This is a genomic window from Bacillus sp. DU-106 (assembly GCF_004799705.1).
Taxonomy (GTDB): Bacteria; Bacillota; Bacilli; order Bacillales; family Bacillaceae_G; genus Bacillus_A; species Bacillus_A cereus.
The window spans coordinates 445,434-459,978 of sequence record NZ_CP026607.1 but is presented as its reverse complement, the minus strand read 5'-3'; the positions used below and the strand labels follow the sequence as shown (position 1 = coordinate 459,978).

Genomic DNA, 14,545 nt, shown 5'->3' with positions numbered 1-14,545 from the left:
GTACCCTTTCTATCTTTAAGGCAAACATGGTATACATATTCACTATACATTGTTTTTATAATGAACTCTACTTCTATTCTTTCCTTTAACAGAGATAAAGAAAAACTTTACTCAGTGGGAGTTTTGTTCATCCTCTACTAATTATTAACCTATGCCAATCTTGCTTTTACAGACATCCCGACTCCACATAACTCACTTACATTCACCAATTTTGAGATTAGATTCTTATTGCCCGCAAATAACCCGATAAAAAATAAAAATTCATATGCGTGTTTTTTTGTTACAATAAAGGAAAGTTACTTTTCGCAACGGTTTAACTCTCAAGAAAAATGATATATCTAGCAAAAACATAGTTTGGTCTATATAATGCAACTTCTACCTATTAAAAGAACATACACCCTTTTACATACAACATCATTTTTCTAAATTATACAGGGGGGAACGAACATGACCATTGAAAATCAATTTATTCAAAAAGTTTACTATAAAACATTTTTAACAGAAGAAACTTCTACTCCTGCATCGGAAGTACTCGGTGAAGCATATATAAATGAATCTAAAAATGAATTCTCCAACATTTCTAATATTCGATTTGCTCAAGGTGAATTTTATTATCAAAATAAAGATTTTGAAGCAGCTATATTTAAATGGGAAAAAGTAAATAATGCTCTTGCACTTTGGGCGACAAAAAATATTGCAGATGCTTATTTTGAACTAGGATTCTTACCAAAGGCAGAAGAAATTTATCAATCTATCCAAACGGAAGATACGACTCTTACGATGGAGGTTTCCTTACAACTTCTTTCTCTTTATATCGAACAAGATCGTTTAGGACTCGCTTTTAAGACGATTAGTGAAGCTGTTGCATTCCAACCGGATTACCCAAATATTACTGCAATTGCACGTTCTTTCTATGAAAAACAAGAAGATTGGAACAACGCTATCGAACTAGCTGTTCAAGAAGGTATCCGAACACAATCTTTACACTGGTTTGATACGTTAATAACTTACATAAACAAAGGATTTACAAAAAATATTAAGCCTGAATATTTCTATGAGTCTTTAAAAGCTCTATATGCTGTTGATCAAGCTCAATTTAAAGAACTTGTTATTGCTCTTTGGAATAGCTATCAACATGAATCCTTATACCTTCCTTGGATTCAAAGTATTAATCATTTATTCTTGCATATTGAAACAGACAATAATGACGATTGGAATGAAATCTCTACTCGCTACCAAGAAACATACTTTGCATTAATTACCGGAAATCATTTTATGCATGAATTAAACGGACTTGTACCAAATTTATTAACAAATTGGTTCAGTTTAACGAAAGCAAAAGATTCTCTAGTTGTCTCTGCAGCAGTGTTAGCATGGAATGAAGTCTCACCTACAACTTTAGAATCATTACTCGTAAAAAGTGCTGGATCCTTACTTTCTAATACATCAGCTGAAGCAGATGTAAATATGGAAACAGTTTCTCATTTATTCGAAACAATCGCTGTATGGGCTGAGAAAAATGATGTAGATTTAAGTCATCAATTTACGCTACTCGTCCATGAACTATGTGATTTAAATGTCACACCAATACTAATAGCTGGAACTAGTGACCATGATAAAACATCATTTGTTAATTCAATATTGGGAGAGAACATCTTAACTGAAACTTTAACAACTCCTATTCTATTTAAAGACGCTAGTCAAACTGAAATAACAGAATTTACCGAGTTAGATATAAGAAATATCCCTAACCTTGATGAATTCCATCAAATAACGGCTACATCTGCTCAGTCAGAACTTGAGAAAAAATGTATAGAAATTAAGCTACCAAGTAGGTTTTTAAGAAAAAATAAGTTTACATTTCTTATTACACCATCTATTCAAGGACAATTGGATAAAAACAATGCATACTTTGAATACTTACAAGCAGCAGATAGCCTTGTATACGTATTAAATTCTTCTTCACCATTGCATAGTCAAGAAATTGATACGTTAATTTATTTACGTGAACAAGTACCAAACTTACAAATTCACTTCGTATCACACACAAATAATACGACTACTGATGAAAAACTAATTAGTAAACTTAAAGTACATTTTCCAGATGCACAATTCTTCCCATACTCTCCTTCGCAAGAGAGTAGCCAGCAACTTGGAGATGTAACAGAATCTATTCTTTCTAATCTTGCAAAACGCGATATAGAAAAAGAACGTATAGAAAAGCTAATATGGTTTACGCAAAAGACCATTGCTTATCTCATAAATGAACGTGTGGAATTAGAAAATACATTAGTAAAATCCGTACGCTGGAATAAACACATCTCAGTGAAACTTACTGGATTTATTAATAACCTTACTGCTCTTGAAAAAGATAAAATTCGTTCTATTACCGAATCCTATCTTTTAACGAAAGAAGAAATTACACGAGATATACATTCTCAAATTCCTGAATTATTACAGAGCTGCTCTGATCTTGTTCAAGAAGATAGTGATTTCAAATTAGTTCATGAAGAATTAAATGCTGCAATGAATGAACGAGTTCAAAAGCATGTACAACAGGTACTTCTTCCTAAATTTACTGGGTCTATTCAAGAATGGATTGAAACAGCACATAATGAATTTATTCAAGCTCAAGCTTATTTAGATGAAATGAGTGAAACGTTTAATAAATTATATAAAGAAGAACGTATGAAACTTCCTTGCGATTTCAAATTATTAGATGATTGGAATCGAGATGTTGTACGAATGACAAATCGAATTACAGTAACGAACATCAATATTTTATTACGCTTTACACCGACACAGTTTTTCTTAAAAAGTGCCGGAAAATTATTTGGTAATATGCAAAAAAACCAATCTATGCTCGCCAACAAATATAAACAATATATTGAAACAGAAGACTATACAGAAATTGCTCACACAATTTCAAAACAATTCTTCCTTCAATTTGAAGTATTTGAAGGTGCATTAGAACGTGATATCATGATGTTCTTCAAAGATCCACTTAATATATTGAAACAAAATGTAGATGCAGCTCAACTTGAGATAAAGGAAGACGAGCAAACATTAGCAACGCTAAGAAGCAATCCAGAAACATATCATGATCCTTTGGCGTTATTTAAACTACAATTGCTACAACATAAATTCGTTTTAAGTACTACAAAGAAACATGAAGATATTTTTGTATCAAACGAATCTCCTACTGTTTAACAAAAAAAACCAAGCAAACTAAAATTTGCTTGGTTTTTTACTTTATTATTTTCATATGTTCAAACGGATAATAAATGCCTGCTAACTTTCCTAACACATCTTCTCTATCAATAAAACCTAAACCATTTCTACTATCTTTACTTATTAAGCGATTATCTCCCATAACAAAAATCTTATTTTCGGGAACTGTAATTGGTCCAAAGTCCTCTGTTAAATTCATAAGTTTTTTTTCTGCTTGTTTTTTATTACTATCCAAATACTCTTCATCTTTCACTTCAGAATTTACATATAATTGATCATTTCTCATCTCAATTATATCTCCAGGTAATCCAATCACTCTTTTGACATAAAAATTATCTGTTTTCATAACAATAATATCTTCTCTCCCATAGCTTTCAAATTGTTTTGCTAGCTTATTAACAATCACCTTATCTCCATCTTGCAACGTCGGCCTCATGGATGCTCCTTTTACATTCGTCGGAAAAAACACAAAAATTTTCGCCAAAAACACCAATAAACATGCAATTGCAATAGTTCCAAAGAATTCACGCCAACGTTTTTTCTTTTGCATCATTTCACCAACTCATCATCTTTTTACTTTCATTATAAATAATACGACCGATGATTTTCTACAAAATTCTGAATTATAAAATTATAATATTAGAAATTTCAAAATGGTAATACTGATCAAATTAAACAAGCAAAAAAGATACTCTCAAAATAGTCTATTCACTATTTTGAGAGTATCTTTTTATAATCCCACATATACAATACACATTTGAGCAGCTACATATGTAAACCAAATCCAAAGTGGCTCATACTTCAATTTACGTCCTCCGATATCTGTCACGCCAATAATAAAATCAGAAATCACAAACAGTAAACCACCAAACGCTGGTATCCACCATATTCCTGTATTTTCATAATATAAGGCGAATGCAAAGCAAGCCATTCCTCCAACCCACAATCCGTAAATTAGAGCTCCTATCGTAAACAATTTATCCTGTTTATCATTTCGGATAAAGAAGAACCATCCTACAATTAGAAAGAGCCCATATACGAGTAAGCCAATCCAAAAACCATTCCACGAAATTCCTGTTTGCAAAAATGCTTTTACATAAAAACAATGAGCAAGAGCGAAAGTAACCATCCCACCAATTAACCTGTGACCAATTGGAATCAGCCCAGCCATAAACAAATCTCCCACAGTCGATAAAGTCATACCAAGTGCAACCCACGTACTATACTCTACAGATGGATCTTGTAACCATATCCAAATTGCACTACCTGTTAAAGAAAAACTAAGAATAAGACGGATTACTAAAGGTAACGGCATATTATCTTTCGTTCTTTTTGTCTGCCGCATTGCATAAATTGCACCAATTAAAAAAAGAAGTATTTGCCCAATTAACACCATGTAAAGTAGATTCATAACATGTTCTCCTCAATAAATGCTTTTTGTATCTTTTTTCGTTACACTTAGTCTATTATCCTTTTTCTATGAAAAAAAAGAAGAACAGTACTGTTCTTCCATTGTAATCGCTTTTCTGCTCTCTATGCTACTTGTTTTTCTTGCTCCATTTTTTGCTTAGCTGGCGTTCGATTTACCACAATAATTCCCGCGGCTACACATGCTAAACCGAGTAGCACAAATGAATGAATTGCTTCACCTAAAATCATGCTCGATAATAACACACCAAATACGGGTATAAAGAACATATACATAGATACTTTTCCAACCTTGTTGTACTTCATAATTGTATTCCAAATGCAAAAACCAGCTGCAGATAAGAAAGATAAATAAATCAGCATAAGTAGTGCATGTAGACTAAATGTAAATGGCATGACTCCAACTTGTAAAGCCCCTATACATAATAATCCTATAGAACCAAACATCATTTGGTATGCTGTCATATAGCCAACATCTAATGTTTTACTACCTTCTTTTGCTAATATGTTTCCATATGAATACAGCATTGCTGCACTAAGAAGTAATAAGCTTCCGATTCCAAAATGAAATGATAAGCTACCATCACTCGGCACATTTACTAAAATGACGCCACAAAAACCAATCGATACCCCAATTATTTTTCTTATATTGAGAGCATCATCTTTATATAAAAAATGGGCGAGTAAAATTTGAAAGAATGATGATGTCCCTGAAATGATAGCTCCTTCAATTCCTGAACTATAACTCATTCCAATGTAAAAACATATATATTGAAGAAACGTTTGGAATAAACCAATTTGTATTAACTGTTTCCCCGTTCCTTTTTTGAAGCTCATATCTTTTCCTAACACTTTAAAGAATAATAAGAGCATGACTCCAGATAACAAGAAACGATAACCGGCAAATAATATTTGTTCTCCAACTTCTTGTGGTTGAATTCCAAGTTCAGCATAACTTAACTTAATAAAAGGAAATGCGCTTCCCCATAAAAAAGTTGCTACTATTGCAGCAATAAATACGCCAATCGGATGGGTAAAAAATTTCTCTGTCTTCACTTGTTGTCTTCCTTTCCGACCTTTTTATGAACAATATTCATATATACCAAAGGAATTGCGAAAACACAAGTTTTCCGTTTATACTTGAAACAAAACCGTACCATCTCATAAAAACATATGATATACTATAGAATAATTACAACATAATAACTATTAAAAACAGATTCAACAGAAATGCTGCTATCCATTATGGATGGCAGCTTTCGTCGTTTTATAGGGGTTTCGATTTTGATTATTTTTCTCAATAAGAATTCGGAAGGAGCGAGTAGTAATGAACTCAGAAGTAAAAACGTTACACGCAAAAGAAACAATTTCTCATCCCTCTTTATGGGACACATTAAAAAAACATTATGAACTTGTATTTGCAGTGGCATCTAGTATTTTTATTTTAGCTGGCTGGCTATTCACAAAGAACGATGCAATGAATGTAGGTATTACTTGCTATATCCTTGCTTATATAGTTGGTGGATATGCAAAAGCTAAAGAAGGCATTGAAGATACGATTGAAGAAAAAGAGCTAAATGTTGAAATGCTAATGCTCTTTGCAGCTATCGGTGCTGCAATTATTGGCTACTGGGCAGAAGGGGCTATTTTAATCTTCATCTTTGCGCTCAGCGGTGCTATGGAATCTTATACATTAAGTAAGAGCCAAAAAGAAATTTCCGCTCTTCTTGACTTACAACCCGAAGAAGCATTACGCATTTCCAACGGAACAGAGGAACGTATTCCTGTTGGAGAGTTACAAATTAACGACATTATTTTAATTAAACCAGGTGAACGTGTTCCTGCTGACGGTACGATTCATAACGGTGAAACAAATATCGATGAAGCAGCAATCACGGGAGAACCTATTCCAAATGAGAAAAGATATGGCGATGAAGTATTTGCAGGTACTGTAAATTTACGTGGTGCTATCGAAGTTAAAATTACGAAGCCGAGCGATCAAACATTATTCCAAAAGATTATCCGTCTCGTACAAAGTGCACAAAGTGAAAAATCACCATCACAACTATTCATCGAAAAGTTTGAAGGAACATACGTAAAAGGTGTACTACTCGTTGTTGCGCTTATGATGTTCGTTCCTCATTTCTTACTTGACTGGAGCTGGAATGAAACGTTTTATCGCGCTATGATCTTACTTGTAGTCGCATCTCCTTGTGCACTCGTTGCTGCCATTACACCAGCAACGTTATCAGCCATTTCTAACGGAGCAAGAAATGGGATTCTCTTTAAAGGTGGCATACATTTAGAACGTCTCGCTTCAGTAAAAGCAATCGCCTTTGATAAAACAGGAACATTAACAGAAGGAAAACCTACCGTAACAGATATATATGTTCGAGAAAATATGACAGAAAAAGAAGTGCTTTCTATTACAGCATCAATTGAAAGTCACTCTACACATCCTTTGGCTGAATCTATTGTTAAATATGCACAACATGCGTACGACATTACATTAAAAAAACCAGAAAAGGTTGAAGATGTAACTGGTTTTGGGCTAAAAGGAATATTCGAAAACAACGCTTATAAAATAGGTAAAGCTGATTTTATCGGTGAAGAAACAAAAACATTTCATAATGGTATTTCTGCCTCACTTGAAAAGGAAGGTAAAACTGTCGTTTATATTAGTGATGAGGGAGGCATTCTTGGACTTATCGCTTTAAAAGATACGCTTCGCCAAGAAACAATAGCTGCTATTCGTGATTTACAAAGCATTGGTGTCGAAGCAATTATGATTACTGGAGATAATGAAGAAACGGCAAAAGCAATTGCCTCTGAAAGTAATATAAAGGAATATTACGCATCATGCTTACCAGAAACAAAAGTTGAAACGATTAAAAAGTTAAAAGAAAAATACGGTACAGTAGCAATGGTTGGAGACGGTATAAATGATGCACCTGCCCTAGCTACTGCTAGCATTGGTGTCGCAATGGGAGAAGGAACAGATGTAGCTTTAGAAACTGCAGATGTTGTACTGATGAAGAACGAACTATCTCGCCTTTCCCAAGCAATTCGTTTATCAAAACGAATGAACCGTATTGTGAAGCAAAACGTAATCTTTTCGCTAGCCGTTATTGCCATGCTAATTTGTTCAAACTTCTTGCAATTTTTAGCTCTTCCATTCGGTGTTATTGGTCATGAAGGAAGTACGATTCTTGTCATTTTGAATGGCTTACGATTACTAAAAGGAAGCAAATAAAACGGGTCCCTCATAGAGGACCCGTTTTTTTTAGTGATAGCTATTATGACCGTTCGCACTGCTACTCGTTTTATGCTTTGGATGCGAACTGCTCTTTTGTTTATTATTACTTTTATTATTATGGTTCTTTTTATTATTACTCATGAAATATCCCCCCTGTTCCTTTTTATTATGGAACAAGAACTCATTATTCATTACGGGAATTATTGTCACCGGTTCTATAATGGTGGAGTAAACCATTAATTTCACCGCCAAGTAAAATTACCCATCCAGTTAAATAAAACCATAACATTAAAATAATGATACCACCGAGACCACCATATGTATTGGCGTAATTCGCAAACTTATCTACATAATAAGCAAATGAGTAAGACACCACAATCCATCCTACAGTAGCAAATAACGCCCCTGAAATAACTTCTCTTCTTTTTAACTTTCGATCTGGTGCAAATGTATATAAGAAACTAAACAAAGCAAATAGTACGAAGAAACTCGCTACTAATCGTGTAATGCTCCATACGAAAGAAAAACTATCTGATAAACCGAGTGCTTTAAACACTGCTGCTCCAATAACTTGTCCGAATACCGGAACAATTAACGCAAAGACAATCATAAAAATAATAGCTAATGTAAACACAATTGATAACGCTCTTGTTGTAATAAAAGAACGTGTTTCCTTTACGTCATAAGCGCGGTTAAAAGCATTCATAACCGCATTAACACCATTTGAGGCAAACCATAACATGGATAATAAACCAAATGATAATAAACCACCATTTTGCTGGTTTACAACTTTATCTACATTTACCTCAATTAAGTTCATTGCATCATCTGGTACATAAACCTCTAATAAACTAAGCACATCCTCTGTTTGAATGGGAATAAATCCAAGAAGCGTAATTAAGAAAACGAGCCCAGGAAAAATTGCAAGCAAGAAGAAATAAGCGAGCTGTGCTGCCAAGCCCGCTACATCATCGCGCATCGTCCGGTCATATAAATCTTTACCAAACGAATAAGTACGATTTCTTCTCACCTTTTCTAAAATTTTTCTCATATATGTTTAAACGCTTTTCTTCTCTTCTTTATCTTGCTTTAACTCAATGTACGCTTCAGTTTTTTTTTCCACTGCATTTGAGTCTTTCATAAATAATTCACGCGCTTCTTTCATACCACCATCTTCAGCAACTATTGGCTCTTCTTCTACTTTCAACTCATCTACCTTTGGAGATACAGCTTGAATTTCAATCGTTTCTGGCTTTTCTTCTGGCTCAACTTTTTTCTTACTAAAAATTTCTTTCGTTTCTTTTAACGTCTCTACAACAGATGGCGTTAATTTTTTAATTTCTGCTACTTTCGCTTTTACCACATTGAAATCTGCAAGTTCGCGTCCTTTATCTGTAACAGTTTGCACTTTTTCTTTGATCTTTGCATTTTCACCAATTTCAATCATCTTTGTTTTTGCTTTTTCTGCTGTATTTTTTACTTTTTCACGGTTTTCTTTCTTTAACATGGATACAGCTACACCTGCCGCTACACCAATCGCAATGTTTCGAGCAATATTATTTTTCTTTGCCATATTCCTTCACCCTTTCATTTCTTATGTTAGAAAGTATTTCTTTCTAAGCTTCCTCATATTCCTTGTTCATTTCGAATGAAAGCTAATAGCTTTGCACACCCTTCTGTTACAAGGTCATATACTTCTTGGAAATTCCCTGTATAGTAAGGGTCAGGAACGTCTGTCCAGCCACCGTCTGGAACAAAGTCGGACAGCCTACCAATATAGCCTCCAGTTTTACCTAAACTTTTTAAATCTGCTATATTCTTGTTGTCCATGGCAATAATATAATCAAACTTTGTTAAGTCTTCTTTTTCTACTTGCCTTGCTTTAATTCCTTCAAAAGTGACTGCATTTTCTTTTAAAATTTTTTGTGTTCCTTTATGTGGCGGATGACCAACATGCCAATCTCCAGTTCCTGCAGAATCAATGACAATTTTCTCTTCAAGTCCCTCTTTTACGACAAGATTTCGAAAAATCGCTTCTGCCATCGGAGAACGGCAAATGTTCCCAAGACAAACAAACAATACTTGAACCATGTTTTTGTTTCTTCCCTTCTTGGTGCATTTCTTCATATATACTTATAGTATAAACAACCAATTATGAAATATAAAGGAAATCCCTACTAATTTAATAGGATTGAAAAGATCCATTAACGAAAATGATAAAAAATGTTAAGATAGCCTTATGTTATTTTAAAGGGGGACACTTCGGTGGATTTATCCGTAAAGTCAGAAGAAAACGTTGAATACATGGTCGAAGCTATTAAAGAAAAATTACGTATGGTTAATGCTGGAGCGATGAGAGCTGCTAGTTTTAACGAAGAAATGTACGAAGATTTACGTGACATTTATGATCATGTTATGAAACGTGAAACATTCAGCATTAGTGAAATGCAAGCTATTACAGAAGAATTAGGTACATTAATTAAAAAGTAAAAAAGCCTCTCTTATTATGAGGCTCTTTTTTATTTCCAACAAATTCATGACAACTCTTCTCTTTCCCTCAACCAACTGTAAAATATTGTACAATAGAAGTAGAACCTCACCTTAGATTTTTTCTCCATACATACTACTCACAAATAATAGCAACACTACCATTGCTAACTGTTTTTACTGGAGGTGCTTACTTATGAGCAATTGGTACAGTAAGACGAAAGATCAAACATTGATTGACCTAGAAACAAACGAACAAAACGGTTTAACAGATGAGATTGTAAGTGAACGTTTAAAGCAATACGGTTCTAATGAATTAGCTACAAAACAAAAACGCACTTTATGGCAGCGTATTTTCGCCCAAATTAATGACGTCCTCGTATATGTCCTTATTATTGCTGCCCTTATTTCTGCCTTTGTAGGTGAATGGGCGGATGCCAGTATTATCGCGCTTGTTGTAGTTTTAAATGCTGTTATCGGTGTTGTCCAAGAATCGAAAGCAGAACAAGCTTTAGAGGCATTGAAAAAGATGGCAACACCTAAAGCTATCGTCAAGAGAAATGGTGAACTAAAAGAAATTCCATCTGAGCACGTCGTTCCAGGGGATATCGTTATGCTCGACGCCGGACGATATATCCCATGCGATTTACGCCTTATTGAAACCGCAAATTTAAAAGTTGAAGAATCTGCTCTAACTGGTGAATCTGTCCCTGTTGATAAAGATGCAATCTACCACCCTTCCATGCAACGTGATGAGCAAGTACCACTCGGCGATCAAAAAAACATGGCCTTTATGTCTACTCTTGTTACATATGGACGAGGCGTCGGTGTTGCTGTTGAAACTGGAATGAACTCACAAATTGGTAAGATTGCTACCTTGTTACATGAAGCTGACGATGATATGACACCACTTCAAAAAAGCTTAGCACAAGTCGGAAAGTATTTAGGCTTTGTTGCTGTAGCTATTTGTATCATGATGTTTCTCATAGGCTTTTTACAAGGACGAGATACACTAGAAATGTTTATGACTGCAATTAGTTTAGCCGTTGCAGCTATTCCAGAAGGTTTGCCAGCTATCGTTTCCATCGTTCTTGCAATTGGTGTGCAACGTATGATTAAACAAAACGTTATCATTCGGAAACTACCAGCTGTTGAAGCCCTCGGTTCTGTCACAATTATTTGTTCAGATAAAACAGGTACGTTAACGCAAAATAAAATGACCGTTACTCACTTTTATAGTGATAACACATACGATCGCTTAGAAAGTTTAAATGTAAATAATGATGCGCAACGTCTATTGTTAGAAAATATGGTGCTATGTAATGATGCGTCTTACAATAACGAATCACAAACGGGAGACCCGACTGAAATTGCTCTTCTCGTTGCCGGAACCACCTTTAATATGCAAAAAGATCATTTAGAAAAAATACATGAACGTGTAAATGAGCTGCCTTTCGATTCAGATCGTAAAATGATGTCAACCGTGCATACATATGATGAAAGCTACTATAGCATGACGAAAGGTGCTATCGATAAACTCTTACCTCGATGTACCCACATATTTAAAAACGGTAAAATCGAGGTTCTAACAGATGCTGATAAAGATCAAATATTAGAAGCCGCTGGGTCAATGTCTCAAGAAGCTTTAAGAGTACTTTCATTCGCATTTAAACAATACGATTCAAACGATGTGGATATAAATTATCTTGAAAAAAATCTTATCTTTATTGGTCTTGTCGGTATGATTGATCCACCACGAACTGAAGTGAAAGATTCAATTAAAGAATGTAAAAAAGCCGGTATTCGCACAGTTATGATTACTGGTGACCATAAAGATACCGCCTTTGCAATTGCCAAAGAACTTGGCATTGCTGAAGAAATATCGGAAATTATGATTGGAACTGAATTAGATAACATTTCTGATACAGAACTAGCTAGCAAAATTAATCATTTAAATGTATTCGCTAGAGTCTCTCCAGAGCATAAAGTGAAAATTGTAAAGGCATTACGCGCGAAAGGAAATATCGTTTCTATGACTGGTGATGGTGTCAATGATGCACCATCTTTAAAGCAAGCTGATGTTGGCGTTGCGATGGGCATTACAGGAACAGACGTTGCAAAAGGGGCAGCAGACGTCGTGTTAACAGATGATAATTTCTCATCTATTGTGAAAGCCGTTGAAGAAGGTAGAAATATTTATCGTAACATAAAAAAATCAATTCTCTTCCTACTCTCTTGTAACTTCGGAGAAATTATCGCTTTATTTTTAGCGATTTTACTCGGCTGGGCAACACCACTACGACCTATTCATATTTTGTGGGTGAATTTAATTACAGATACACTGCCTGCATTATCACTTGGGGTTGATCCTGAAGATCCAGATGTGATGAAGGAAAAACCACGACATGCGAAAGAAAGCTTATTTAGTGGCAGCGTTCCTTTCCTGATTTTCAATGGAGTTATCATTGGACTTTTAACTCTAATAGCTTTTATCGTCGGAGCAAAATTCTATACTGGAGATACAAATTTATTTCCTCTTTTCCCAGAGCGAATTGATGACGATGCTCTATTACACGCTCAAACGATGGCATTTGTCGTTCTTAGTTTTTCTCAGCTCGTTCATTCATTTAACTTGCGTTCAATAACGAAATCAATTTTTTCAATTGGGATCTTTACAAATAAATATTTAGTTTTCTCCCTTCTTATCGGTGTTCTTATGCAAGTTTGTATCATCTCCATCCCGCCCCTTGCAAATATATTCGGTGTACATGCATTAACGATGCGAGATTGGGGATTTGTTCTCTTATTAAGTATCATTCCACTTATTCTGAATGAGATTATTAAATTAGTGAAGAGAAACTAAAAGGCAATGAGGAATAGTCCTCATTGCCTTTTCATTTATCCTACTATTTTCCGTGCAGTAAAACTCCCACCTCAAAATTCAGTTTGAGCAAAGAAGTTAGGTGATGGATTAACTGCCCATAAATGTCCAATTGGTGAAGGCTAATAATCGGTGGGGATGAACAAAACCCCACTGATTAAAGTTTCACTTTATCCTTGTAATTCTTTTTTGATATTCTCTGTTAATGTAGCCATACGCTTGCGGCTTTCTTCACGCTCACGTTTATTTTGTTCTTCAATTTGTTGTGTTTCTTGCATACCTCTTGAAATAATGTTCCAAGTTTCCTCAAGTGTTTCCATCTTAATACTAGAAGAACCTGATAATCTCGCTACTTCTACACTTTGCGTTGCGATATTTTGTGCATTTTTCTTAAGTAATTCATTTGTACGGCGATCCAGTTCAGCCATAGAATCTGCAACAAGCTTTTGGCGCTTGGCATTTACCGCTTGAATGATACCATTTTTAAAGATAGGAATCGTTGTAATAAATGCTGTATTGATTTTACCAATTAATTTATTATTACCACGTTGAATCATACGAATTTGTGGTGCTGTAAGTAACGCAACCATACGTGCTTTTTCTAAATCGTCAATACGCTGTTCTAAAATTTCAACAGAGTTTTTAAGCGACTCTAATTCAATACCTGCTAATTGATCATTATTACGTACACGCTCTTCATACATCGGAACTAACTCTGTATTTAAACGCTCTAATAACATTTCTCCTGCTACTACGTACTTCTCTAAGTCTAAATAATATTTTAAGTTTTGCTCATACAAGCCATCTAACGTACCAATTGATTTTTTCATCTCATCTTGGTACTTCGTAATTTCCACATAAACTTTATCAATTTCGCGGCCCATCGTTTGATATTTACTAAAGATTTGTTCTATCATTTTATCTGCTTTTTTGAACATACGTGAGAAGAAACCACTTTTTTCTTCCGCAAAGTCTTTACTATCAAATCGGTCCATAATTTTACCAAGCTGTTTTAATAATTCACCAGAATCTTCTATCTTTGATAATGACATTGTATGTAAAATTTGATCAGCAAAACGTGAAATTTCCATAGAAGGTTCTTTTCCAAGTTCAATTAATTCTAATTGATCTTTAATATCTACCGCATTATAAATACGTTGTACATCCGCATCTTGTCTAAGTTGTAAGCGAACATCTTGTGCTGTTTGTTCATTTAATTCTGTTTTCGGATCTAGTACGACTGGGTTATTCATATGGTATTC

11 protein-coding genes are annotated in these 14,545 nt (G+C 34.6%); 4 read left to right on the top strand and 7 right to left on the bottom strand.

All coding sequences use genetic code 11. The features are described from left to right. The first annotated feature begins 447 nt into the window (after window positions 1-447). Window positions 448-3,210: a tetratricopeptide repeat protein gene (locus C3Y97_RS02415; RefSeq protein WP_000151418.1), complete on the top strand. Its 2,763-nt coding sequence runs from the start codon at window positions 448-450 to the stop codon at window positions 3,208-3,210. A gap of 37 nt (window positions 3,211-3,247) precedes the next feature. On the opposite strand, the gene lepB is transcribed toward C3Y97_RS02415, so the two are convergent. From lepB to C3Y97_RS02400, 3 genes are all read right to left on the bottom strand, one after another. Then, window positions 3,248-3,784: a signal peptidase I gene (gene lepB, locus C3Y97_RS02410; protein ID WP_000983303.1), complete on the bottom strand. Its 537-nt coding sequence runs from the start codon at window positions 3,782-3,784 to the stop codon at window positions 3,248-3,250. A gap of 177 nt (window positions 3,785-3,961) precedes the next feature. Beyond that, window positions 3,962-4,642 (bottom strand): lysoplasmalogenase, encoded by a 681-nt coding sequence (locus C3Y97_RS02405; RefSeq protein ID WP_098212570.1) that lies wholly within the window; start codon window positions 4,640-4,642, stop codon window positions 3,962-3,964. A 122-nt stretch (window positions 4,643-4,764) separates the two neighbouring features. Next, window positions 4,765-5,715, bottom strand: coding sequence for a DMT family transporter (locus tag C3Y97_RS02400; protein WP_000845696.1), 951 nt, complete (start codon window positions 5,713-5,715; stop codon window positions 4,765-4,767). A gap of 271 nt (window positions 5,716-5,986) precedes the next feature. Here C3Y97_RS02400 and C3Y97_RS02395 point away from each other — a divergent pair, with 271 nt between their 5' ends. Beyond that, entirely contained in the window at window positions 5,987-7,912 is a 1,926-nt protein-coding gene (locus C3Y97_RS02395) for a heavy metal translocating P-type ATPase (protein ID WP_001083759.1), read from the top strand. Between the two features lie 187 nt (window positions 7,913-8,099). On the opposite strand, the gene C3Y97_RS02390 is transcribed toward C3Y97_RS02395, so the two are convergent. Genes C3Y97_RS02390 through C3Y97_RS02380 form a run of 3 tightly spaced genes read right to left on the bottom strand, consistent with a single transcriptional unit; the run spans window position 8,100 to window position 10,006 of the window. Next, window positions 8,100-8,966 (bottom strand): YihY/virulence factor BrkB family protein, encoded by an 867-nt coding sequence (locus C3Y97_RS02390; protein WP_001226536.1) that lies wholly within the window; start codon window positions 8,964-8,966, stop codon window positions 8,100-8,102. A gap of 6 nt (window positions 8,967-8,972) precedes the next feature. Further along, on the bottom strand, window positions 8,973-9,488 hold the full coding sequence (locus tag C3Y97_RS02385; protein WP_001085389.1) for a DUF4075 domain-containing protein: 516 nt from the start codon (window positions 9,486-9,488) through the stop codon (window positions 8,973-8,975). 53 nt (window positions 9,489-9,541) lie between these two features. Next, the gene (locus C3Y97_RS02380; protein ID WP_000250916.1) at window positions 9,542-10,006 is read right to left on the bottom strand and encodes a low molecular weight protein-tyrosine-phosphatase; all 465 of its coding nucleotides are present in this window, start codon (window positions 10,004-10,006) and stop codon (window positions 9,542-9,544) included. A gap of 174 nt (window positions 10,007-10,180) precedes the next feature. Between C3Y97_RS02380 and C3Y97_RS02375 the strand changes: the two genes are divergently transcribed. Together C3Y97_RS02375 and C3Y97_RS02370 are read left to right on the top strand one after the other, a co-directional pair. Then, entirely contained in the window at window positions 10,181-10,405 is a 225-nt protein-coding gene (locus tag C3Y97_RS02375) for a DUF1128 domain-containing protein (protein ID WP_000366196.1), read from the top strand. Between the two features lie 193 nt (window positions 10,406-10,598). Beyond that, window positions 10,599-13,265, top strand: coding sequence for a cation-translocating P-type ATPase (locus C3Y97_RS02370; RefSeq protein ID WP_136363000.1), 2,667 nt, complete (start codon window positions 10,599-10,601; stop codon window positions 13,263-13,265). A 188-nt stretch (window positions 13,266-13,453) separates the two neighbouring features. On the opposite strand, the gene C3Y97_RS02365 is transcribed toward C3Y97_RS02370, so the two are convergent. Continuing rightward, window positions 13,454-14,536 (bottom strand): toxic anion resistance protein, encoded by a 1,083-nt coding sequence (locus tag C3Y97_RS02365; RefSeq protein ID WP_001064409.1) that lies wholly within the window; start codon window positions 14,534-14,536, stop codon window positions 13,454-13,456. Window positions 14,537-14,545 lie beyond the last annotated feature (9 nt).

What these genes read in the sequence shown, in the direction of transcription:
- lepB (WP_000983303.1), bottom strand. Translation starts at nt 3,784, where the DNA reads ATGATGCAAAAGAAAAAACGTTGGCGTGAATTCTTTGGAACTATTGCA.
- C3Y97_RS02395 (WP_001083759.1), top strand. Translation starts at nt 5,987, where the DNA reads ATGAACTCAGAAGTAAAAACGTTACACGCAAAAGAAACAATTTCTCAT.
- C3Y97_RS02385 (WP_001085389.1), bottom strand. Translation starts at nt 9,488, where the DNA reads ATGGCAAAGAAAAATAATATTGCTCGAAACATTGCGATTGGTGTAGCG.
- C3Y97_RS02415 (WP_000151418.1), top strand. Translation starts at nt 448, where the DNA reads ATGACCATTGAAAATCAATTTATTCAAAAAGTTTACTATAAAACATTT.
- C3Y97_RS02390 (WP_001226536.1), bottom strand. Translation starts at nt 8,966, where the DNA reads ATGAGAAAAATTTTAGAAAAGGTGAGAAGAAATCGTACTTATTCGTTT.
- C3Y97_RS02380 (WP_000250916.1), bottom strand. Translation starts at nt 10,006, where the DNA reads ATGGTTCAAGTATTGTTTGTTTGTCTTGGGAACATTTGCCGTTCTCCG.
- C3Y97_RS02370 (WP_136363000.1), top strand. Translation starts at nt 10,599, where the DNA reads ATGAGCAATTGGTACAGTAAGACGAAAGATCAAACATTGATTGACCTA.
- C3Y97_RS02405 (WP_098212570.1), bottom strand. Translation starts at nt 4,642, where the DNA reads ATGAATCTACTTTACATGGTGTTAATTGGGCAAATACTTCTTTTTTTA.
- C3Y97_RS02365 (WP_001064409.1), bottom strand. Translation starts at nt 14,536, where the DNA reads ATGAATAACCCAGTCGTACTAGATCCGAAAACAGAATTAAATGAACAA.